The organism is Rhodoferax sp., from assembly GCF_039922535.1.
In the GTDB taxonomy this organism is placed as follows: domain Bacteria; phylum Pseudomonadota; class Gammaproteobacteria; order Burkholderiales; family Burkholderiaceae_C; genus Rhodoferax_B.
Window position 1 is genome coordinate 13,694 of record NZ_JBDTEM010000250.1, and the last position, 19,453, is coordinate 33,146.

17 protein-coding genes are annotated in these 19,453 nt (G+C 63.5%); 12 read left to right on the forward strand and 5 right to left on the reverse strand.

The features are described from left to right. Positions 1–6: 6 nt before the first annotated feature. Positions 7–822, reverse strand: coding sequence for an exodeoxyribonuclease III (locus tag ABI213_RS11540; protein ID WP_348027184.1), 816 nt, complete (start codon positions 820–822; stop codon positions 7–9). An 11-nt stretch (positions 823–833) separates the two neighbouring features. On the opposite strand from ABI213_RS11540, the gene pyrE reads away from it, so the two are divergent. Both pyrE and ABI213_RS11550 read left to right on the forward strand, forming a co-directional pair. After that, the gene (gene pyrE / locus ABI213_RS11545; protein WP_348027185.1) at positions 834–1,526 is read left to right on the forward strand and encodes an orotate phosphoribosyltransferase; all 693 of its coding nucleotides are present in this window, start codon (positions 834–836) and stop codon (positions 1,524–1,526) included. Positions 1,527–1,555: 29 nt separating this feature from the next. Continuing rightward, positions 1,556–2,149 (forward strand): DUF4124 domain-containing protein, encoded by a 594-nt coding sequence (locus ABI213_RS11550; protein WP_348027186.1) that lies wholly within the window; start codon positions 1,556–1,558, stop codon positions 2,147–2,149. A gap of 93 nt (positions 2,150–2,242) precedes the next feature. Here ABI213_RS11550 and gatB read toward each other — a convergent pair whose 3' ends face one another. From gatB to gatC, 3 genes are read right to left on the reverse strand one after another with little or no spacing between them, the layout of a single operon-like run. Next, entirely contained in the window at positions 2,243–3,709 is a 1,467-nt protein-coding gene (gene gatB, locus ABI213_RS11555) for an Asp-tRNA(Asn)/Glu-tRNA(Gln) amidotransferase subunit GatB (RefSeq protein ID WP_348027188.1), read from the reverse strand. A gap of 2 nt (positions 3,710–3,711) precedes the next feature. After that, entirely contained in the window at positions 3,712–5,184 is a 1,473-nt protein-coding gene (gatA, locus tag ABI213_RS11560) for an Asp-tRNA(Asn)/Glu-tRNA(Gln) amidotransferase subunit GatA (RefSeq protein WP_348027190.1), read from the reverse strand. Positions 5,185–5,204: 20 nt separating this feature from the next. Next, the gene (gene gatC / locus ABI213_RS11565) at positions 5,205–5,504 is read right to left on the reverse strand and encodes an Asp-tRNA(Asn)/Glu-tRNA(Gln) amidotransferase subunit GatC (RefSeq protein ID WP_348027192.1); all 300 of its coding nucleotides are present in this window, start codon (positions 5,502–5,504) and stop codon (positions 5,205–5,207) included. Between the two features lie 283 nt (positions 5,505–5,787). Here gatC and ABI213_RS11570 point away from each other — a divergent pair, with 283 nt between their 5' ends. From ABI213_RS11570 to mrdA, 4 genes are read left to right on the forward strand one after another with little or no spacing between them, the layout of a single operon-like run. Next, on the forward strand, positions 5,788–6,831 hold the full coding sequence (locus ABI213_RS11570) for a rod shape-determining protein (protein WP_295952839.1): 1,044 nt from the start codon (positions 5,788–5,790) through the stop codon (positions 6,829–6,831). 33 nt (positions 6,832–6,864) lie between these two features. Then, positions 6,865–7,782, forward strand: coding sequence for a rod shape-determining protein MreC (gene mreC, locus ABI213_RS11575; protein WP_348027194.1), 918 nt, complete (start codon positions 6,865–6,867; stop codon positions 7,780–7,782). Positions 7,783–7,807: 25 nt separating this feature from the next. Further along, a complete protein-coding gene (gene mreD, locus ABI213_RS11580; RefSeq protein ID WP_348027196.1) occupies positions 7,808–8,338 on the forward strand; it encodes a rod shape-determining protein MreD in 531 nt (176 codons plus the stop codon). Then, the gene (mrdA, locus tag ABI213_RS11585; RefSeq protein ID WP_348027198.1) at positions 8,335–10,419 is read left to right on the forward strand and encodes a penicillin-binding protein 2; all 2,085 of its coding nucleotides are present in this window, start codon (positions 8,335–8,337) and stop codon (positions 10,417–10,419) included. The genes mreD and mrdA overlap by 4 nt, the downstream gene beginning before the upstream one ends. Before the next feature lie 97 nt (positions 10,420–10,516). Here the strand turns inward: mrdA and ABI213_RS11590 are convergent, their stop codons facing one another. After that, on the reverse strand, positions 10,517–11,521 hold the full coding sequence (locus ABI213_RS11590; RefSeq protein WP_348027200.1) for a LacI family DNA-binding transcriptional regulator: 1,005 nt from the start codon (positions 11,519–11,521) through the stop codon (positions 10,517–10,519). A 207-nt stretch (positions 11,522–11,728) separates the two neighbouring features. On the opposite strand from ABI213_RS11590, the gene gudD reads away from it, so the two are divergent. From gudD to ABI213_RS11620, 6 genes are all read left to right on the forward strand, one after another. Then, entirely contained in the window at positions 11,729–13,072 is a 1,344-nt protein-coding gene (gene gudD / locus ABI213_RS11595) for a glucarate dehydratase (protein WP_348027202.1), read from the forward strand. A gap of 27 nt (positions 13,073–13,099) precedes the next feature. Next, positions 13,100–14,371, forward strand: a complete 1,272-nt coding sequence (locus tag ABI213_RS11600) for an ABC transporter substrate-binding protein (protein WP_348007751.1) — start codon at positions 13,100–13,102, stop codon at positions 14,369–14,371. 133 nt (positions 14,372–14,504) lie between these two features. Further along, positions 14,505–15,491: a sugar ABC transporter permease gene (locus tag ABI213_RS11605; RefSeq protein WP_348007752.1), complete on the forward strand. Its 987-nt coding sequence runs from the start codon at positions 14,505–14,507 to the stop codon at positions 15,489–15,491. Between the two features lie 81 nt (positions 15,492–15,572). Beyond that, a complete protein-coding gene (locus ABI213_RS11610; RefSeq protein WP_348007753.1) occupies positions 15,573–16,616 on the forward strand; it encodes a carbohydrate ABC transporter permease in 1,044 nt (347 codons plus the stop codon). 10 nt (positions 16,617–16,626) lie between these two features. Continuing rightward, entirely contained in the window at positions 16,627–17,628 is a 1,002-nt protein-coding gene (gene ugpC / locus ABI213_RS11615) for a sn-glycerol-3-phosphate ABC transporter ATP-binding protein UgpC (protein WP_348007754.1), read from the forward strand. A 14-nt stretch (positions 17,629–17,642) separates the two neighbouring features. Further along, positions 17,643–19,453, forward strand: a 1,811-nt coding sequence (locus ABI213_RS11620) for a TIM-barrel domain-containing protein (RefSeq protein ID WP_348027204.1), incomplete at its 3' end; no start/stop codon positions are given.

Below are 19,453 nucleotides of genomic sequence, written 5' to 3' on the forward strand. Positions count from 1 at the left end.
ACGCGCTTAAAGCGTCAGTTCGTAGTCCACCGTGATCGGCGCGTGGTCCGAGAACTTCACATCCTTGTAGATGTGTTCGCTGCGCGCCAATGCCGCCAGTGCGGGCGTGGCCAGGTGGTAGTCCAGCCGCCAGCCTACGTTATTGGCATAGGCCTGGCCCCGGTTGCTCCACCAGGTGTAGGCGGTGTCGGTGGTGGTAGGTTGCAGCAGGCGGTACACGTCGACCAGGCCCAGACCGGGAGCTTCGGCGGCCTCGGGGTGGGCCAGCGCGTGGGTCATCCAGGCGCGTTCTTCGGGCAAGAAGCCGCTGTTTTTCTGGTTGCTGCACCAGTTTTTCAGGTCGATCTGCTGGTGGGCAATGTTCACGTCGCCGCACAGGATGAATTCGCGGGTCTTCTTCAGCTGGGCCAGGTAGGGGGCCATTTCGGCCAGAAAGCGGAACTTGGCCAGTTGTCGGTCCTCGCCCGATGAACCACTTGGGAAGTAGCAACTGATGATGGACAGCTTGCGCTTCGGGGTGTCAAAGCGCAGCTCCACATAGCGGCCCTCGGCATCGAACTCGGTGGAACCGTAGCCGATCACCACGTCGCTAGGTGCATGCCGGGTGTACACGCCCACGCCCGAGTAGCCCTTCTTTTGCGCAAAATGGAAGTGCCCTTGTAAACCCGCCAATTGCTCGAACTTGCCCTCTACGTCGGCAGCCTGGGCCTTGACTTCCTGGACACAAATACAATCCGGGGCGATGGCGGCAATCCAGGCTTCAACGCCTTTGCTGGTGGCCGAGCGGATGCCGTTGAGATTCAGACTGGTTAATTTGAACAAGGATTTTCCCCATGGTGATTAGCAAAGCGCCAGATAGCTTAGCGCAGGAATTTGTACAGTTTGCGGTGGAATCCGGGGTGCTGCGCTTTGGCGAATTCAAAACCAAGGCCGGGCGCATGAGCCCTTATTTCTTCAACGCCGGGCTGTTCGACGACGGCGCTCGCATGCAGCGCCTGGCCGAATTCTATGCACAGGCATTGGTGCACAGCGGCATTGAGTTTGACATGATTTTTGGCCCGGCCTACAAGGGCATTCCGCTGGCGGCCACGGTGGCGGTGGAACTGGCGCGGCGCGGCCACAACCTGCCGTTTGCCTACAACCGCAAGGAAGCCAAGGACCACGGTGAAGGCGGCTCATTGGTGGGTGCACCACTGAAGGGTCGCGTGCTGATCGTCGACGACGTGATGTCAGCCGGCACCGCCGCGCGTGAATCGATTGCGCTGATCCAGGCCGCCGGTGCCACGCCGCATGCGGTGGTGATTGCACTGGACCGCCAGGAGATGGCCACCGAGGACGGCCGTGATGTTCCGCACAGTGCGGTGCAATTTGTGCGCAACCAGTTGGGGATGCAAGTCTGCGCTATTGCCAAGCTCGCCGATTTGTTACGATACTTGCAACAAAATGATACAGATGAGCTACGGGCTCATTATCCGAGAGTGCTAGCCTATCGGCAGCGTTACGGAGTTGACGAAGGAACCATGTGATATGTCGGGCTAGGGTTTGGGTCATAGTCGTGCTGTGCAGTGGCCTGCTCAGCACAGCCTATGCGCAGGGTATCTTTACCTGCACCGACGCACGGGGTAAAAAAATCACCTCCGACCGCCCCATTCCCGAATGCATGGACCGCGAGCAAAAAGAGCTCAACGCCAGCGGCACCGTCAAACGCAGCCTGGGCCCCACCCTCACCGCCCAAGAAGTCAGCGCCCAGGAAGCCCGCGACAAAAAAGTTGCCGAAGACCGCGCCCGTGTCGGCGAGGAACGCCGCCGCAACCGTGCCCTGCTGACCCGCTACCAAAACCAGGCTGCCCACGATGCCGAGCGCGCCAGCGCCCTGACCCAGGTGGATGCCGTCATCCAGACCGCCAACAAGCGCATGGCCGAACTGGCCGAGCAACGCAAAGCACTGGACAACGAGCTGGAGTTCTATAAAAACGACCCCAGCAAAGCGCCCGGGTACCTGAAGCGCCGCGTCGCCGAGTTCCAGGACAACCTGGTCGCCCAGCAACGCTTTATCGCCAACCAGCAGCTAGAGAAAAAGCGCGTCAACGACCGCTTCGACGAAGAGCTGACCCGGCTTAAGCCGCTGTGGGCCGGAGTGGTGAACTAACTTTGCTATGCATTAAATAGCTGCTTGCGCAGGTGCTATCTGCGTAAACAGCCTAAAAAGCATATAAATCCCACTCCAGTCTGAGAAGGGACCTCAGCCCGCCAGCTTGGCCTTGAGCAGTGCGTTGACCTGGCCGGGGTTCGCTTTACCCGCACTGGCTTTCATGATTTGGCCGACCAACGCATTCAAGGCTTTTTCATTCCCTGCCTTGAACTCGGCTACGTTCTTGGGGTTGGCGGCAACCACCGTGTCCACGATGGCCTCCAGCGCGCCGGTGTCGTTCATCTGCTTCAGACCCTTGGCTTCGATCACGGCATCCACCTGCGCTTGCGTATCGGTCCACAGTACCTCAAACACCTGCTTCGCGGCGTTGTTGGAGATGGTGCCGTCGGCAATGCGGTCCAAAAGTTTGGCCAAGGTGTCGGCCGCCACGGGGGCCTGGTCGATGTCCAGGTCTTGCGCATTCAGACGGCGGGCCACCTCGCCCATCACCCAGTTGGCGGCCAGTTTGGACTGCGCGGGCTGGCCTGCGGCAATCGCGGCCTCAAAGTAGCGGGCGATACCCTTGCTCTGCGTCAGCGCGGTGGCATCGTATTCCGACAAGCCATAGTCCGCGCCAAACCGTGCCGCCATCACGCGCGGCAGCTCGGCCATCTCAGAGCGCACGCGCTCCACCCATTCCGCAGCCACCACCAGCGGCGGCAGATCGGGGTCGGGAAAGTAGCGGTAGTCGGCCGCATCTTCCTTGGTGCGCATGGCGCGGGTTTCACCGGTGTCGGGGTTGAACAGCACGGTGGCCTGCTGGATGGCATGGCCGTCTTCGATCTGCTCGATTTGCCAGCGCACTTCAAAGTCGATGGCCTGCTGCATGAACTTGAAGCTGTTCAGGTTCTTGATTTCGCGGCGTGTGCCCAGGGGTGCGCCGGGCTTGCGCACCGACACGTTGGCATCGCAGCGGAAGCTGCCTTCTTGCATGTTGCCGTCGCAAATGCCGATCCAGGTAACGATCTTGTGCAGCTCTTTGGCGTAGGCCACGGCCTCGGCACTGGAGCGCATGTCGGGCTCGGTGACGATCTCCAGCAACGGCGTACCGGCGCGGTTCAGGTCGATGCCGGTCTGGCCGATGAACTCCTCGTGCAGCGATTTGCCCGCATCTTCTTCCAGATGCGCACGCACCAGGCGCACGGTTTTCTTCTCGTCACCCAGGAAGAACTCCACCGAGCCACCCTGCACCACCGGAATCTCGAACTGGCTGATCTGGTAGCCCTTGGGCAGGTCGGGGTAGAAGTAGTTCTTGCGCGCAAACACGCTGCGCGGCGCAATCGTGGAGCCCAGCGCCAGGCCCAGCTGGATGGCGCGCTCGACCGCACCCCTGTTCATCACCGGCAGCGTGCCGGGCAAGGCCAGATCGACCGCGCAGGCCTGGGTGTTGGGTTCGGCACCAAAGGCGGTGGAGGCACGGCTGAAAATCTTGCTCTGGGTGGAGAGCTGGGTGTGGGTCTCGAAGCCGATGACGACTTCGTAGCCCTGGACCAGCAGGGAAGGGGGTGCTTTGCTCATATTCAGAAACCGACGGGTTGTTGGCGGTGGAAATCGGTGGCCTGCTGGAAGCGGTGTGCGATGTTCAGCAGCTTGGCTTCTTGCAGGTAGTTGCCAATCAGCTGCAGGCCGACCGGCATGCCGCCTTCGCCCAGGCCTGCGGGAATGCTCATGCCGGGCAAGCCCGCCAGGGACGAGGGCAGGGTGAAGATGTCGGCCAGGTAGGCGGCGACCGGGTCGGCGGCCTTGTTGCCCAGCTTCCAGGCCACGGTGGGCGCTACTGGCCCGGCAATCACGTCGCACTGGGCAAACGCCTGCTGGAAGTCGTCGGCGATCATGCGGCGGATTTTTTGCGCTTGCAGGTAGTACGCGTCGTAGTAGCCGTGGCTGAGCACATAGGTGCCGATCATGATGCGGCGCTTGGCCTCGTCGCCAAAGCCTTCGGCGCGGGTCTTTTTGTACATGTCGATCAGGTCGGTGTACTTGTCGGCGCGGTGGCCAAACTTCACACCGTCGAAACGGCTCAGGTTGCTGGAGGCCTCGGCCGGGGCGATCACGTAGTACACGGGAATCGCCATCTCGGTGCGTGGCAGGGTGATGGGTACCAGCTTCGCACCCAGCTGGGTGTACTGCTGCAAAGCGGCATCGACGGCGGCGCGCACATCGGCGCTGAGGCCTTCACCGAAGAATTCGGCGGGGATGCCGATGCGCAGGCCGTCGAGGGAGTCGTTCAGGCTACGGCCGTAGTCCTCGGCAGGGATGTCCAGCGAGGTGGAGTCGCGGTCCAGGTCCGGGCCGCATAGGGCGGTGAGCAGCAGGGCGCAGTCTTCGGCGCTGCGGGCCATCGGGCCAGCCTGGTCCAGGCTGGAGGCAAACGCCACCATGCCGTAGCGCGAGGCGCGGCCGTAGGTGGGCTTGATGCCGGTGATGCCGCAAAACGAGGCCGGCTGGCGGATCGAGCCGCCGGTGTCGGTACCGGTAGCCGCAGGCACCAGGCGCGCTGCCACGGCGGCCGCGCTGCCGCCCGACGAGCCGCCCGGAATGCGGGTGGTGTCCCAGGGATTGAGCACCGGCTTGAAGGCCGAGTTTTCGTTGGCCGAGCCCATGGCGAACTCGTCGCAGTTTAGTTTGCCCAGCGTAACAATGCCCTGCTGCGCCAGCTTGTTGACGACCGTGCTATCAAAAGAGGAGACATAGCCGTCCAGCATGCGGGAGCCTGCTGTGGTGGGAAAGTCTTTGGTGACAAAGATGTCCTTGTGCGCCATGGGCACGCCTTCCAGCGTGCCGGCCGTGCCGTTGGCCAGGCGGGCATCGGCGTTCGCGGCCTGGCGCAGGCTGACGGCGGGGTCGATGGCCAAGTAGGTGCCGAGTGTGGCATGGGCTTCGGCGCGGGCCAGAAAGTGCTGGGTGGTTTCAACGGCGGAGACTTTGCGGGCGCGCAGCAGCGCGGCCAGTTCGACCACGCTCAGGTCGTGTAGCTGTGTAGGGAGGCTCATGGCGCTAGTTCTTGCTTCGCTTATTCGATGACTTTGGGAACCAGGAACAGGCCACGCTCGACGGCGGGCGCGGTTTGCTGGTTGGCTTCGCGCTGGTTGGGTTCGCTGACCACGTCGTCGCGCAGGCGCAGCACGATGTCGTGCATCACCGCCACCGGATGGGCCAGGGGCGCTATGCCGGTGGTGTCTACCGCGCGCATGGTTTCGACGATGCCAAAGAAGCCATTGAGCTGGGTCAGCAGGCGGTCGCGCTCGGCGGGTTGGAGTTCCAGCCGCGCCAGGTTGGCGATGCGGTCGAGTTCAGGGAGGGTCAGGGCCATGTCTTAAACAGGGTTGCAAACGAAAGTAAAGCGGGGTTTCCGCGCAGTTGGCGCAGGTTAGCCACAGGAGATGCGGTATTATCCCGCCTTTGGTCGCGCGGTCGCTTCGTGGCATTGTTTCGCACCAAGAAACCTATCTAAGACCTTTGCAGAACCCGGGCGGCGGGCCTATTGAACACAATATTGCCCACAACCTGGGCACTGCAAGAGCCTCGTTTATTTGAAACCATATTTACGCGGTGATGGCTGGCCGATGCGCAGGCCATGCCCGAGAGGATTTTGCATGTTTGGGACTTTCCGTCGGTATTTTTCTACCGACTTGGCCATTGATCTGGGTACCGCCAATACCCTGATTTACGTACGCGGCAAAGGCATTGTGCTGGACGAGCCGTCCGTGGTCGCCATCCGCCACGAGGGCGGGCCGCAAGGCAAAAAGACCATCCAGGCCGTGGGCAAAGAAGCCAAAGCCATGCTGGGCAAAGTGCCGGGCAACATCGAGGCCATCCGCCCGATGAAAGACGGCGTGATTGCCGACTTCACCGTCACCGAGCAGATGCTCAAGCAGTTCATCAAGATGGTGCACCCCCGTGGCGTGTTCCGTCCCAGCCCGCGCATCATCATTTGTGTACCTTGCGGCTCCACCCAGGTCGAGCGCCGCGCCATCCGTGAATCGGCTTTGGGTGCCGGTGCTTCCGAGGTGTATCTGATCGAAGAACCCATGGCGGCGGCCATCGGTGCCGGTTTGCCGGTGTCGGAAGCCAGCGGCTCCATGGTGGTGGACATCGGCGGCGGTACCACCGAAGTCGGCGTGATCTCGCTGGGCGGCATGGTCTACAAAGGCAGTGTGCGCGTGGGCGGTGACCGTTTTGACGATGCCATCATCAACTACATCCGCCGCAACTACGGCATGCTGATCGGCGAGCCTACCGCCGAAGCCATCAAGAAGAACATCGGCTCGGCCTTCCCCGGCTCCGAAGTCAAAGAGATGGAAGTCAAGGGCCGCAACCTGTCCGAAGGCGTGCCGCGCAGCTTTACGATCTCCAGCAACGAGATTCTGGAAGCCCTGACCGACCCGCTGAACAACATCGTCGCCTCGGTCAAGAACGCGCTGGAACAAACCCCGCCTGAGCTGGGCGCCGACATTGCCGACCGCGGCATGATGCTGACCGGTGGTGGCGCGCTCTTACGCGATCTGGACCGCCTGCTGGCCGAAGAAACCGGCTTGCCGGTGCTGGTGGCCGAAGAGCCGCTGACCTGCGTGGTGCGTGGCTGCGGTATCGCACTCGAGCGCATGGAACGTTTGGGTTCGATTTTCACCAGCGAATAATTTTCGCGGAACACGCCAACCAGAGGTAGGGCGATGCCACTCGGTACGCTGGACAGGACCCCGCCCCCGTTCTTCAACCAGGGCCCCTCGGCCCTGACCAAACTGATTTTTTTTAGCGCGCTGGCTCTGTTTTTGATGGTGGCCGATGCGCGCTTTGCGTTGATGCGGCCGCTGCGTGCGGGGTTGGCCACGGCGCTGTACCCGGTGCAGTGGGCGGTGATCGAACCCATCCGCTTGGTGCTGGGCGGCAGCGCCTACATCTCTAGCAAGGCCAGTTTGCAAGCCGAGGCGGATGCCGCCCAACGGCAATTGGCCACCCAGTCGGTACGCGCCGGGCTGGTGGAGCAGCTCAGCCTGGAAAACGCCCGCCTGCGCCAGTTGCTGGAGTTGCGCGCGCACATCACCACCCCGGCCCAAAGCGCCGAAGTGCTGTACGACGCGGCCGACCCCTACACCCACAAAGTCGTGATCGACAAAGGCACGACCCAGGGCGTGGTGGCGGGGTCGCCGGTGCTCGATGGATTCGGTGTGCTGGGCCAAGTGACCCGTGCCTACCCGATGGTCAGCGAAGTCACCTTGCTGATCGACCGTGACCAGGCCATCCCCGTGCTCAATACCCGTACCGGTGCGCGCAGCGTGGCCTATGGCGATCCGGCCTCGTACGGCGGCCAACTGGAGCTGCGCTTCATGGCGGGCAACTCGGACGTGCAGATCGGCGACGTGCTGACCACCAGCGGCGTGGACGGCGTGTACCCGCTGGGCCTGCAGGTCGCCAAAATCGCCAAGATCGAGCGCCGTGCCGACTCGGCCTTTGCCCGCATTTACTGCACGCCGGTGGCCCAGGTGGCCGGTCCGCAGCATGTGCTGGTGCTGCAGCCGGTGGCCTCGCAGATCCCCGAGATGCCGCCCGCCCCCGAAGTGGTTGCTCCCAAAAAGGGAGCTAAAAAATGATGCTGAATGTGCGCTGGAGCCTCTTATGATCATGCGCCCCGGCCAGCAGCTGCTGCTGCCTGCCAACCCGGTGTTTATCGGCGTCAGCCTGGTGTTGGCCCTGTTGTTCAACATGGTCGAAAACATCGGCCTGTGGGGCCGTGCGCCCTGGGTGCCCGATCTGCTGGCGGTGCTGCTGGTGTTCTGGAGCGTGCACCAGCCCCAGCGCGTGGCCATCGGCACTGCCTTTGTGTTTGGCCTGCTGATGGACGTGCACGAGGTCAGCCTGCTGGGCCAGCACGCGCTGTCGTACTCGGTGCTGAGCTTTCTGGCCATCGCCATGCACCGTCGCCTGCTGTGGTTTACCGTGCCCTCGCAGGCCATGCAGGTGCTGCCGCTGTTTGGGGTGGCGCACCTGGTGGAATTTGTGTTGCGCATGCTGGGCGGCGGCAGCTTCCCCGGCTGGTCGCTGCTGCTGGCCCCGCTGCTGGAAGCCGTGCTGTGGCCGCTGGTGAGCATCGTGTTGTTAGCGCCCCAACGCATGGCCCCGGATCCGGATAAAACCCGGCCCCTATGACCGAACTCAAGGATGTAGGCGCCGAAGTTCACCGCTTTCGGATGCGCCTGGTGGCCGCCGGGGTGGTGGTGGTGCTGGCGTTTGGCGGGGTGGTGGCGCGGCTGTCGTACCTGCAGATCACCCGCCACGACGACCTGCTGGAGCAGGCCGAAAACAACCGCACGGCCATCGTGCCGGTGGTGCCGAACCGGGGCCTGATCCTGGACCGCAACGGCGTGGTGCTGGCCAGCAACTACTCGGCCTACACACTGGAGATCACCCCCAGCAAGGTGGCTGACCTGGAGCAGACCATCGACGACCTGTCCCAGGTGGTGGACATCCAGCTGCGCGACCGCAAACGGTTTAAAAAACTGTCCGAAGAGTCGCGCAACTTCGAGTCGTTGCCCATCCGCACCCGGCTGACCGATGTGGAGGTGGCCCGCTTCGCCGCCCAGCGCTACCGCTTTCCCGGCGTGGACATCAAGGCCCGGCTGTTCCGCAACTACCCGTTTGGCGAACTCGCCAGCCACGTGATCGGCTATATCGGCCGCATCAACCAGGCCGAAAAAGCCCGCATCGACGACTCGGACGACGAAGACAACTACAAGGGCACCGAGTACATCGGCAAGCTGGGCATCGAGCAAAGTTACGAGACCCAGTTGCACGGCCTGACCGGGGTGGAAGAAATCGAAACCTCGGCCGGTGGCCGCGCGGTGCGCAAGCTGGCCAGCAACCCGGCCACGCCTGGCAACACCGTGGTCATGTCCATCGACATCAAGCTGCAAAAGCTGGTGGAAGACCTGTACGGCGACCGCCGTGGCGCGCTGGTGGCGCTGGACCCGAAAACCGGCGAGGTGCTGGCGTTTGTGAGCAAGCCCACCTTCGACCCGAACTTGTTTGTCGAAGGCATCGATGCCGACAGCTGGGCCGCGCTGAACGGCTCGCCCGACAAGCCCCTGCTGAACCGCGCCCTGCGCGGCACCTACCCGCCCGGCTCCACCTACAAACCCTTCATGGCCCTGGCCGCGCTGGAAACCGGCAAACGCACGCCGCAGCAAACCATTTTCGACCCCGGCTACTTCATGCTGGCGGGCCACCGCTTCCGCGACGACAAGGAAGGCGGGCACGGCACGGTGGACATGTACAAATCCATCGTCGAATCCTGCGACACCTACTACTACATGCTGGCCAACGACATGGGCGTGGATCTGATCCACGACGAGATCGGCAAGTTTGGCTTTGGCTCCCTCACCGGCATCGATATCCACGGCGAAGTGCGCGGCATTCTGCCGTCCACCGACTGGAAGCGCCGCGCCTACAAGCGTCCCGAGCAGCAAAAGTGGTACGCCGGGGAAACCATCTCGCTGGGCATCGGCCAGGGCTACAACAACTTCACCATGCTGCAACTGGCCGAGGCCACTGCCGTGATTGCCAACGGCGGCGTGAAGATGAAGCCCCACCTGGTGCAGGAAGTGGTGGATGTGGTGACCCGCAAAGCGCAAAAAACCCTGGCCGAGATCAAGGCCGAGGCCATCGCCCAACCGGCCAACATCGAGATCATCAAAAAAGCCATGGTCGGCGTGAATATTGGCGGCACCGGTGCCACCGCCTTCCGGGGTGCGGGCTACGTGGCGGCGGGCAAGACCGGCACCGCCCAGGTGGTCACCATCGCCCAGGGTGCGAAGTACGATGCCAAAGTGGCCGAACGCTACCGCGACCACGGCCTGTACATCGCCTTCGCCCCGGCCGACAACCCGCAAATCGCCTTGGCCATGGTGGTGGAAAACGCCGGTTGGGGCGGTGCCACTGCCGCCCCTATCGCCCGCCGGGTGTTCGACTACTGGCTGCTGCACCAGTACCCCAACCCGCTGGACATGGCCGGTGTGCGCCAAGGACTGGCGCAATCCCCGATTGGCACGCCGCTGGCGGTGGCCGATGTGCCAGGCCTGCCAGGCAACCCTGCGCTGCCAGCCTCGGCAGCGGCCTCAGCGGCCTCGGCGGCATCCGCAGCGGCAAGACCTGCGTCGGCAGTCGCGTCGGCCGTGGCCAAGCCGGTGCTGCCCGCATCGGCCATGGTCGTGCCAGCCGCCAGCCGCCGTTAACAGAAATTTAAAGAAAAAGTGGTTTTCGCGCAGGTGGTTCCTGCGCAGGCAGCTATCAAAAATGTAGTGTGGCCAGATCCGGCAACCTGAGGGCCGATCAGGCCGTACCGCGCGCTACGATCGAAAAACCAATATCCACAATCGGCTCGGCAATCGGGCGGCCATCGGCGCGGTCCACGATGTACTGTGCGGCCGTCTGGCCGATGCGGGTGCCGTCGATGCGCACCGTGGTCAGGGCCGGGTGCAGGCTGGCGGCCAAACCCAGGTCGCCCAGGCCGACGATGGCCACCTGCCCCGGCACGGCCAGTCCGCGCGCCTGGGCCTCGATCAGCACGCCCAAAGCCAGCATGTCCGAGCTGCAAAACACCGCGTCAATGCCCTCTGGGCGCGCCAACAGTTCGGCCAGCCCGCTGCGGCCCGCACCCAGCGTGGTGGGCGGCGGCGTCAGCACCAGGGGCAGGTCCTGCCCCTCTTGCGTCAGCCCCAGGCTGCGCGCCATGCGCTGAAAGCCGCTGTTGCGGCGGCGGGCACGCTCGTCGTCACCGCAGATCAGTGCCGGGCGGCGGTAACCGCGCTGGTGCAGGTAGGCGCAGACCGCCGCGCCGATGTCTTCATTAGAAAAGCCCACCAGCATGTCGATAGGCGTGGGTGTCAGGTCCCAGGTTTCCACCACCGGAATGCCCGCGGCCAGCAACTGCTTGCGCCCGGCTGGCGAACGCATGATGCCGGTCAGCACAATCCCGTCGGGGCGGCGGCGGATGATGGCATCCAGCAGCGCGTCTTCGCGGGCGCTGTCGTAGCCGCTTTGGCCCACCATCAGTTGGTAGCCCTGGGCATCCAGCGCCTGGTTCAGCGCCTGGATGGTTTCCTGGAATACGGGTCCGGTCAGGGTCGGCAATACCGCCGCCACCAGCCGGGCCTTGGACGAGCGCAAGCCACCGGCCATGCCGTTGGGTACAAAGCCCGTGCTGCGCACCACCACCATCACTTTTTCCAGGGTCGCCGGCGATACCTGTGTGGGGTGGTTCAGCGCCCGGGAGACGGTCATGGCGGACACGCCCGCCATCCTGGCGATATCGTGGACAGTGAAATGGTGGGACATGGTGGAGGGCAGGGTGCGGAGCAAAAGCTATGGGCATGATATCAATAACATTGTTCGTATCGTTTCGTTATTGCTTGGTAAATCCGGAGGTTCTCCCCGTAATTCCAGGGTAACCCCTAGTTTTTTGCCAAAAGATTAGCGATACGATTCGTTTTAACTTGTTATCGATAACAAACGACGCCATAACGCAATAAACCGAACCACGCCATGTCCCTCCAGCCCACCCCAACGACCCCCCGGATCACCGCCTTGCAGGTGATTCCGGTTGCCGGGCATGACGCCATGCTGATGAATCTGAGCGGTGCCCACGGCCCGTTTTTCACCCGCAACCTGCTGCTGCTGACCGACAGCGCAGGCCGTACCGGCGTGGGCGAGGTGCCTGGCGGCGAGGCCATCCGCAAAACCCTGGAAGATGCCCGTCCGCTGCTGGTGGGGCAGTCCATCGGGGCCTACCAACAGCTGCTGAACCGGGCCCGCCACACCTTTGCCGGGCGCGATGTGGGCGGGCGCGGCAACCAGACCTTTGACCTGCGCATTGCCATCCACGCCGTGACGGCGCTGGAGGCCGCGCTGCTCGACCTGCTGGGCCAGCACCTGGAGGTGCCGGTGGCGCAGTTGCTGGGCGAAGGCCAGCAGCGCGACAAGGTGGACATGCTGGGCTACCTGTTTTATGTGGGTGACCGCCACGCCACCGACCTGCCGTACCGCAGCGAAGACGGTGCCGACGATGCCTGGTGCGTGCAGCGCAACCAGAAAGCCATGGATGCCGCCTCCATCGTCCGCCAGGCCGAGGCCGCGCATGCCCGCTACGGCTTCAACGACTTCAAGCTCAAGGGCGGCGTGCTGCGCGGCGAGGAAGAGGTCGAAGCCATCCACGCCCTGCACGCGCGCTTTCCGCAGGCCCGCATCACGCTGGACCCGAACGGCGGCTGGCTGCTGAAGGATGCCATCCGTTTGATGCGCGACATGCACGGCGTGATGGCCTATGCCGAAGACCCCTGCGGTGCCGAAGACGGCTACAGCGGCCGCGAGGTGATGGCCGAGTTCCGCCGCGCCACCGGCCTGCCCACGGCCACCAATATGGTGGCCACCGACTGGCGGCAGATGGGCGCGGCGATCCAGCTGCATGCCGTGGACATTCCGCTGGCCGACCCGCATTTCTGGACCATGCAGGGTTCGGTGCGGGTGGCGCAGATGTGCCACGAGTGGGGGCTGACCTGGGGCTCGCATTCCAACAACCACTTTGACGTGTCGCTGGCCATGTTCACCCATGTGGCTGCGGCCGCGCCGGGCAAGATCACGGCCATCGACACCCACTGGATCTGGCAAGACGGCCAGCGCCTGACCCAGGCCCCGTTGCAGATCGTGCAAGGCCAGGTTACGGTGCCCACCACCCCCGGCCTGGGCGTGCAGCTCGACATGGCCGAGGTGGAACGTGCCCACCAGCTCTACCTGGCGCACGGCCTGGGCGCACGCGATGACGCGGTGTCCATGCAGTACCTGATCCCAGGCTGGCGCTTCGATGCCAAGCGCCCGTGCATGGTCCGTTAACTTTCTCACTACCAAGAGGCAAGACCCATGAAATTCCCTTCCCAACTGTTGACGACCACCGTAGGCCTGGGCCTGCTGGGCCTGGCCAGCGCCAGCTTTGCCGACATCCGTGTCATGTGTTACCAGGACGGCATCGAGTGCGACGTGACCGCCGACCTCATCAAGCGCTATGAAAAGCAAAACCCGGGTGCCAAGGTGGCCCTGGATATCGTGCCCTACAAGACGGTGGTGGAGCAGTTGCCCATCCAGTTGGCCGCGGGGCAAGGCCCGGACATCGCCCGCGTGGCCGAGATCGGTGGCCTGTCAAAGAACTACCTCGACATCGGCCCCTACCTGAAAGACCGCGCCTACTGGGAAGCCAACTTTGGCAGCACGCTGCCCTGGATGCGCAACAAGGCGGGCGACAAGGGCATTTACGGCATGCTGTCGCAGCTCACCATGACCGGTCCGTTTGTCAACAAAACCCTGTTTGAGCAGGCCAAGATTCCCCTACCCGGCCCCAAGGCCACCTGGGACGAGTGGGCCGACGCGACCCGCAAGGTCGCCAAGGCCACCCAGACCCCCGCCGCCATGGCCTGGGACCGTTCGGGCCACCGTTTTGCAGGCCCGGCGGTCAGCTTTGGGGCCAAGATATTCGATGCCAAGGGCAAGCTGGCGCTGGACGAGGGCTACAAAACCGCCGTGGCCAAGTTCGTCGCCTGGCACAAGGACGGCACCATGCTGAAAGACGTGTGGGGTGGCTCCGGCGGCTCCAGCTACGCCGACACCGTGGGCGAATTCAAGAACGGACGGGTGGTGATGGTGCTGTCGGGTTCCTGGCAGATCAACCGCCTGCAAAAGGAAGTGGGCAATGCCTTTGACTGGGTGGCCGTGCCCAACCCTTGCGGCCCGGCCGCCTGCTCGGGCATGCCCGGCGGCTCGGCCTGGGTGGCGCTGAAGACCACCAAGTCGCCCAAGGAAGTGGCCCAATTCCTCGACTTCATGGCGCAAGAGGCCAATGTGGCCGAATTCGCCTCGCGCACCAACACCATTCCGGCCCATGCCGGGGTGGCCCAACGCGGCCTGGCCTATACCAGCGCCGGCCCAGCGGCCAAGGCGGCGCTGACCGTGTTCACCAGCGGCACCGCTACCCTGGCACCGGCGGCCTATGCGCTGCAAGGCTACAAGTACAACCGCGCCCTGATGCTACCGACCGTGACCCGCGTGACCCAGGCGATTGTGGGGGAGATCAGCGTGGACGAGGCGGTGACCAAGATCGGCACGGACATGGCCGAAGCTGTCAAGCAAGCGGAAAAGTAAGCACCCGTTCTGTGCTGTATGCCTTTTAGGCCTCCGGCGCAGATAGATAGTGCATGGGCAGCTATTAATTTGGTAGTGTGGTGGGCCATGCCCACTGGCAGCGGGGCGGCGTGGGCCGCTGGAGAGGAGATCTATGTCCGTGTTTCTGCGCCTTCTGGGCTTGTTCTTCAACCTGTTCGAGCCGGTGTTCCGGCTCGGGCAGAAGTGGCTGGGGGCCTCGCGCATCGGCTGGCTGTTTGTGGGGCCGAACCTGCTGGTGATCGGCATCTTCACCTTCCTGCCCATTGTTATTAACCTGGTCTATGCGGTGACCGGTGGCGTGAATCTGTTGCCGACCGAGCGGCCGTTCACAGGAGTGGAGAACTTCACCATCCTGCTGCAATGCCGCGACTACAGCGACCTGCAGTCCTGCCGCACCGACATCTTCTGGCGCTCCATCTTCAACACCGTGAAGTTCAGCAGCATCCAGGTGGTGCTGATGTTGTTCTTCTCGCTGGTGACGGCCCTGGTGCTGAACCGCAAGATCATCGGCCGGGGTTTTTGGCGAGGCGTGTTCTTCTACCCGGTGCTGCTGTCGCCGGTGGTGGTGGCGCTGATCTGGAAATGGCTGCTGCAAAGCCAGGGCGTGTTCAACGCCGGGCTGGTGGCCCTGGGTAGCACGCCGATGGACTGGCTGCTGGACCGGCACTGGGCTTTTTTCTGGGTGGTGGTGGTGTCGATCTGGGCGCACATGGGGTTTTACACCCTGATCCTACTGGCCGGTTTGCAGGCCATTCCCAAAGACGTGTACGAGGCCGCCGAGATGGATGCCGCACCGCCCTGGCGGGTGCTGTCGCGCATTACGTTGCCGCTGCTAATGCCCAACCTGGTCGTGGTGCTGGTGCTGGTGATGATCCGCGCGGTGCAGAGCTTTGACGAGGTGTTCGTGCTCACCGGCGGCGGGCCGGGTTCGGCCACCACCTTCATCGTGCAGTACATCTACCAGACCGGTTTTGCCGAGCAAATCCACCTGTACGGCCTGGCGGCAGCGGCTTCGCTGATTTTGGCGGCGGGCCTGATGGCCCTGACGCTGGCGCAGCTGCGCTTGTCCAAAGCCAGCAACGCTGGAAAATCTAAATAGGACTTTTGCTGCGCCCTCTGTATCGCCCTTTGGGCGAGCAGAGGCCTTGCAAAACTCCTGCCAAAAAGTAAGGACCAAATCATGGCTAATTTTGTAACCCGCACCCGTGGACGCAACCAGTTGCACTGGACCGACTGGGTGTCCTACGCCTACCTGTTGGCCGGTCTGGTGGTGATGTTCGGCCCAGTGCTGTGGCTGGTGATGTCGTCGTTCAAGACCGAAAGCGCTTTGAGCCAGTTTCCGCCCAGCTTTTTGCCCTACAGCCAGAAAGAGGTGGTGGTGGCCGGATTCGACACACCGCTGCCGCTGTTTCTGGCCAAAGACGAGAGTGGCCAGACCCGCGAGCTGGCCCAGGTGCGGCGCATCGGCATCATGGCCACCATGGTCGATCCAGCCGCGCCGCAAACCGAAATCAAGGTCAATATCAACGACCGCCAGCCGCTCAACGAACTGAAGTTTGCCAGCGGCAACTACACCGAGCTGTTCGGCAAGTTCGCCTTTGGCACGTATTTGTGGAACAGCGTGTTCATCACCGTGGTGGCCACCATCCTCACGCTGCTGTTCAATTCGATGGCGGCGTTTGCCTTGTCCAAGTACCAGTTCACCGGGCAAAAAACCGTGTTTGTGCTGATCATCGCCACCCTGATGATCCCGCCCACCATCATCCTGGTGCCCGCCTTCCTGGTGATCTCGCAGCTGCACTTGCTGAACAACCTATGGGGCGTGATCTTGCCCGCCGTGGCCACGCCCACCGGGGTGTTTTTGCTGCGCCAGTACATGCTGACCATTCCGGATGAATTGCTGGAAGCCGCCCGCATGGACAACGCCAGCGAATGGCGCATCTACTGGAAGATCATCCTGCCGTTGGCCGCGCCCGCCATGGCGGTGCTGGCCATCTTCTCGTTCATGTGGCGCTGGAACGACTTCCTTTGGCCGCTGATCGTGCTGTCCAAGTCCGAGAACTTCACGTTGCAATTGGCCCTGAATGCCTTCCAGGGGGAACTCAACACCCAGTGGCATTACCTGCTAGCCATGACCGTCATCACGCTGATCCCCATCACCCTGGTGTTCACCTTTTTGCAAAAGTACATCACCACGGGCATTGCCAGTGCCGGTGTGAAATAAGGAATCTTCCATGGCTACGTTAGAACTCGCCCAAATCGTCAAATCGTTTGACAAAACCACCATCATCCACGGCTTGGACCTGGCCGTTGCGGACGGTGAATTTGTGGTCTTTGTCGGCCCCTCGGGCTGCGGCAAATCCACCCTGCTGCGCATCATCTCCGGGCTGGAGCCCGCCACCAGTGGCGAGATCCGCATCAACGGCGAACGGGTGAACGAGCTCACCGCCGCGCACCGGGGCTGCTCCATGGTGTTCCAGTCGTATGCGCTGTACCCGCACATGAGCGTCTACAACAACATGGCCTTCGGGCTGGAAAACCTGGGTGTGGCCAAGGCCGAGATCGAGCGCAAGGTCACCGCCGCTGCCACCCTGCTGCAGCTCGGCCCGCTGTTGCAGCGCAAGCCCACCCAGCTCTCGGGCGGCCAGCGCCAGCGGGTGGCCATTGGCCGCTCCATCGTGCGCGAACCCAAGCTGTTTTTGTTCGACGAGCCGTTGTCCAACCTGGATGCCGAGCTGCGGGTATCGATGCGCGCCGAGATCCGCGACCTGCACGCCCGCCTGGGTGCCACCATGGTGTACGTCACCCACGACCAGGTGGAGGCCATGACCATGGCCGACAAGATTGTGGTGCTGCGCGCCGGCCGTATCGAGCAGGTGGGCACGCCGCTGGACCTGTACAACCAGCCCTGCAACCAGTTCGTGGCCGGGTTCATCGGCAGCCCACGCATGAACTTCGTACCCGTGGCGCAGTTTCCCCACGCCCTGTCCGGCACCCACACCGTCGGCATCCGCCCCGAGCACGCGCAGTTGGACGACCAGGGCCCCCTGCATCTTAAGGTGGCGCAGGTCGAGCAACTGGGCAGCACCAGCATCCTGCACGGCAGCGTGGTCGAGGGCACGCCGTTCGAGCTGATCCTGGGCGGCCAGACCCGCATCCAGCGCGGCGACACCGTGCGCGTGTCGGCACCGCCCGAGCACCTGCATTGCTTTGACACCGCTGGTCTCCGTCTCTAACTTTTATTTTCACCATGCGCCTCGACCATCCCCCCGTATTTGCCCTGCAATCGCAGCAAGGCAACCACCTTGTTTTAACCAGCCCCGGCGGTGCCATCGCCCACGTCTGGGTGCTGGAAGAAGACATCCTGCGTGTGCTGGTGCTGCCGCAAGGCCAGTTGCAAATGCCGCGCACCTGGACCGTCGCCCCGGGTCTGGAAGACCTGCCCCCCGAAGGCCGCGACCGCTTCGACACCAGTGGCTTTGCGCTACCGCCCTTCACGCTGGTGCAAAGCGACCAACAACTTTGCATCACCACCGCCGCGGTGCGCCTGACCATCACGCTGGCCGGTTTCTTCTGCCAATGGGAAAGCCAGCACCACGGTGCGTGGGTGGCCACCGCCGCCGACCGCTCCACCCAGAGCTACAACTTTGGCTGGTGGGACGACAAGGTCTACCACTACCTGCAGCGCGACCGCGGCGAGCAGTACTTTGGCCTGGGCGAACGCGCGGGCGATGCCAACCGCGCCGGTCAGCGCTACCGCATGTGCAACCTGGACCCCATGGGCTACAACGCCCGCAGCACCGACCCGCTGTATAAGCACATCCCGTTCTACATCACCCGCAAAGCGGGCGAGAAGGATGCGGGCTTGTGCTTTGGGTTGTTCTACGACACCCTGTCCGACTGCAGCTTCGACATGGGCCGCGAGATGGACAACTACCACGGCCACTACCGCTACTTTGTGGCCGACCATGGCGACCTGGACCTGTACTACATCGCTGGCAGCGACCCGGCCGCCATCACCCGCCGCTACACCTGGCTGACCGGCCGCCCGATCTTCCCGCCGCGCTACGCGCTGGGCTACTCCGGCTCGACCATGCGCTACACCGATGCGCCCAACGCCCAGGAGCGCATGGGCGAGTTCCTGGCGCGTTGCGCTGAGCACGACATCCCTTGCGACTCGTTCCACTTGTCGTCGGGCTACACCTCCATCGGCGCGGGCCGCTACGTCTTCCATTGGAACCGCGACAAATTTCCCGACCCGGCGGCCTTTGTGCAAAGCTACCTGGACCGGGGCGTGCGCCTGGTGCCCAACATCAAGCCCGCGCTGCTGGCCGACCACCCGCGCTTTGCCGAGGCCGCCCAGGCCGGGCTGCTGGTGAACGACCCCGACGGCCAGCCCACCGCCGTGCAGTTCTGGGACGGCACCGGTGCCTACCTGGACTTCACCAACCCCGCCACCATCGCCTGGTGGAAAAAGCAGGTCACCGAACAGTTGCTCCAGCTGGGCATCCCCACCACCTGGAACGACAACAACGAATACGAGATCTGGAGCGACCAGGCCCGCGTCCACGGCTTTGGCAGCCCGCGTGCGGCCCGTGAGGCCCGGCCCCTGCAAACCCTGCTGATGGTGCAGGCCTCGCACGCCGCGCAGACCGCATTTGCCCCGACCGAGCGCCCTTTCCTGGTGTCGCGCTCCGGCGCGGCGGGCATGCAGCGCTATGTGCAAACCTGGTCGGGCGACAACTACACCGCCTGGGACACGCTGAAGTACAACATCCGCATGGGCCTGGGCCTGGCCATGTCGGGCGTGTCCAACACCGGGCACGACATCGGTGGCTTTTCGGGCCCCGCGCCCGGCCCCGAGCTGCTGCTGCGCTGGGTGCAGCACGGCATTTTTCTACCGCGCTTCAGCATCCACTCGTGGAACGACGACCAGACGGTGAACGAGCCCTGGATGCACCCCGAAGTCACACCGCAGATCCGCGCGCTGGTGCACTTCCGCTACCGGCTCATGCCCTATTTTTACGACCTGGTGTGGCACTACCACCGCAGCTTTGCGCC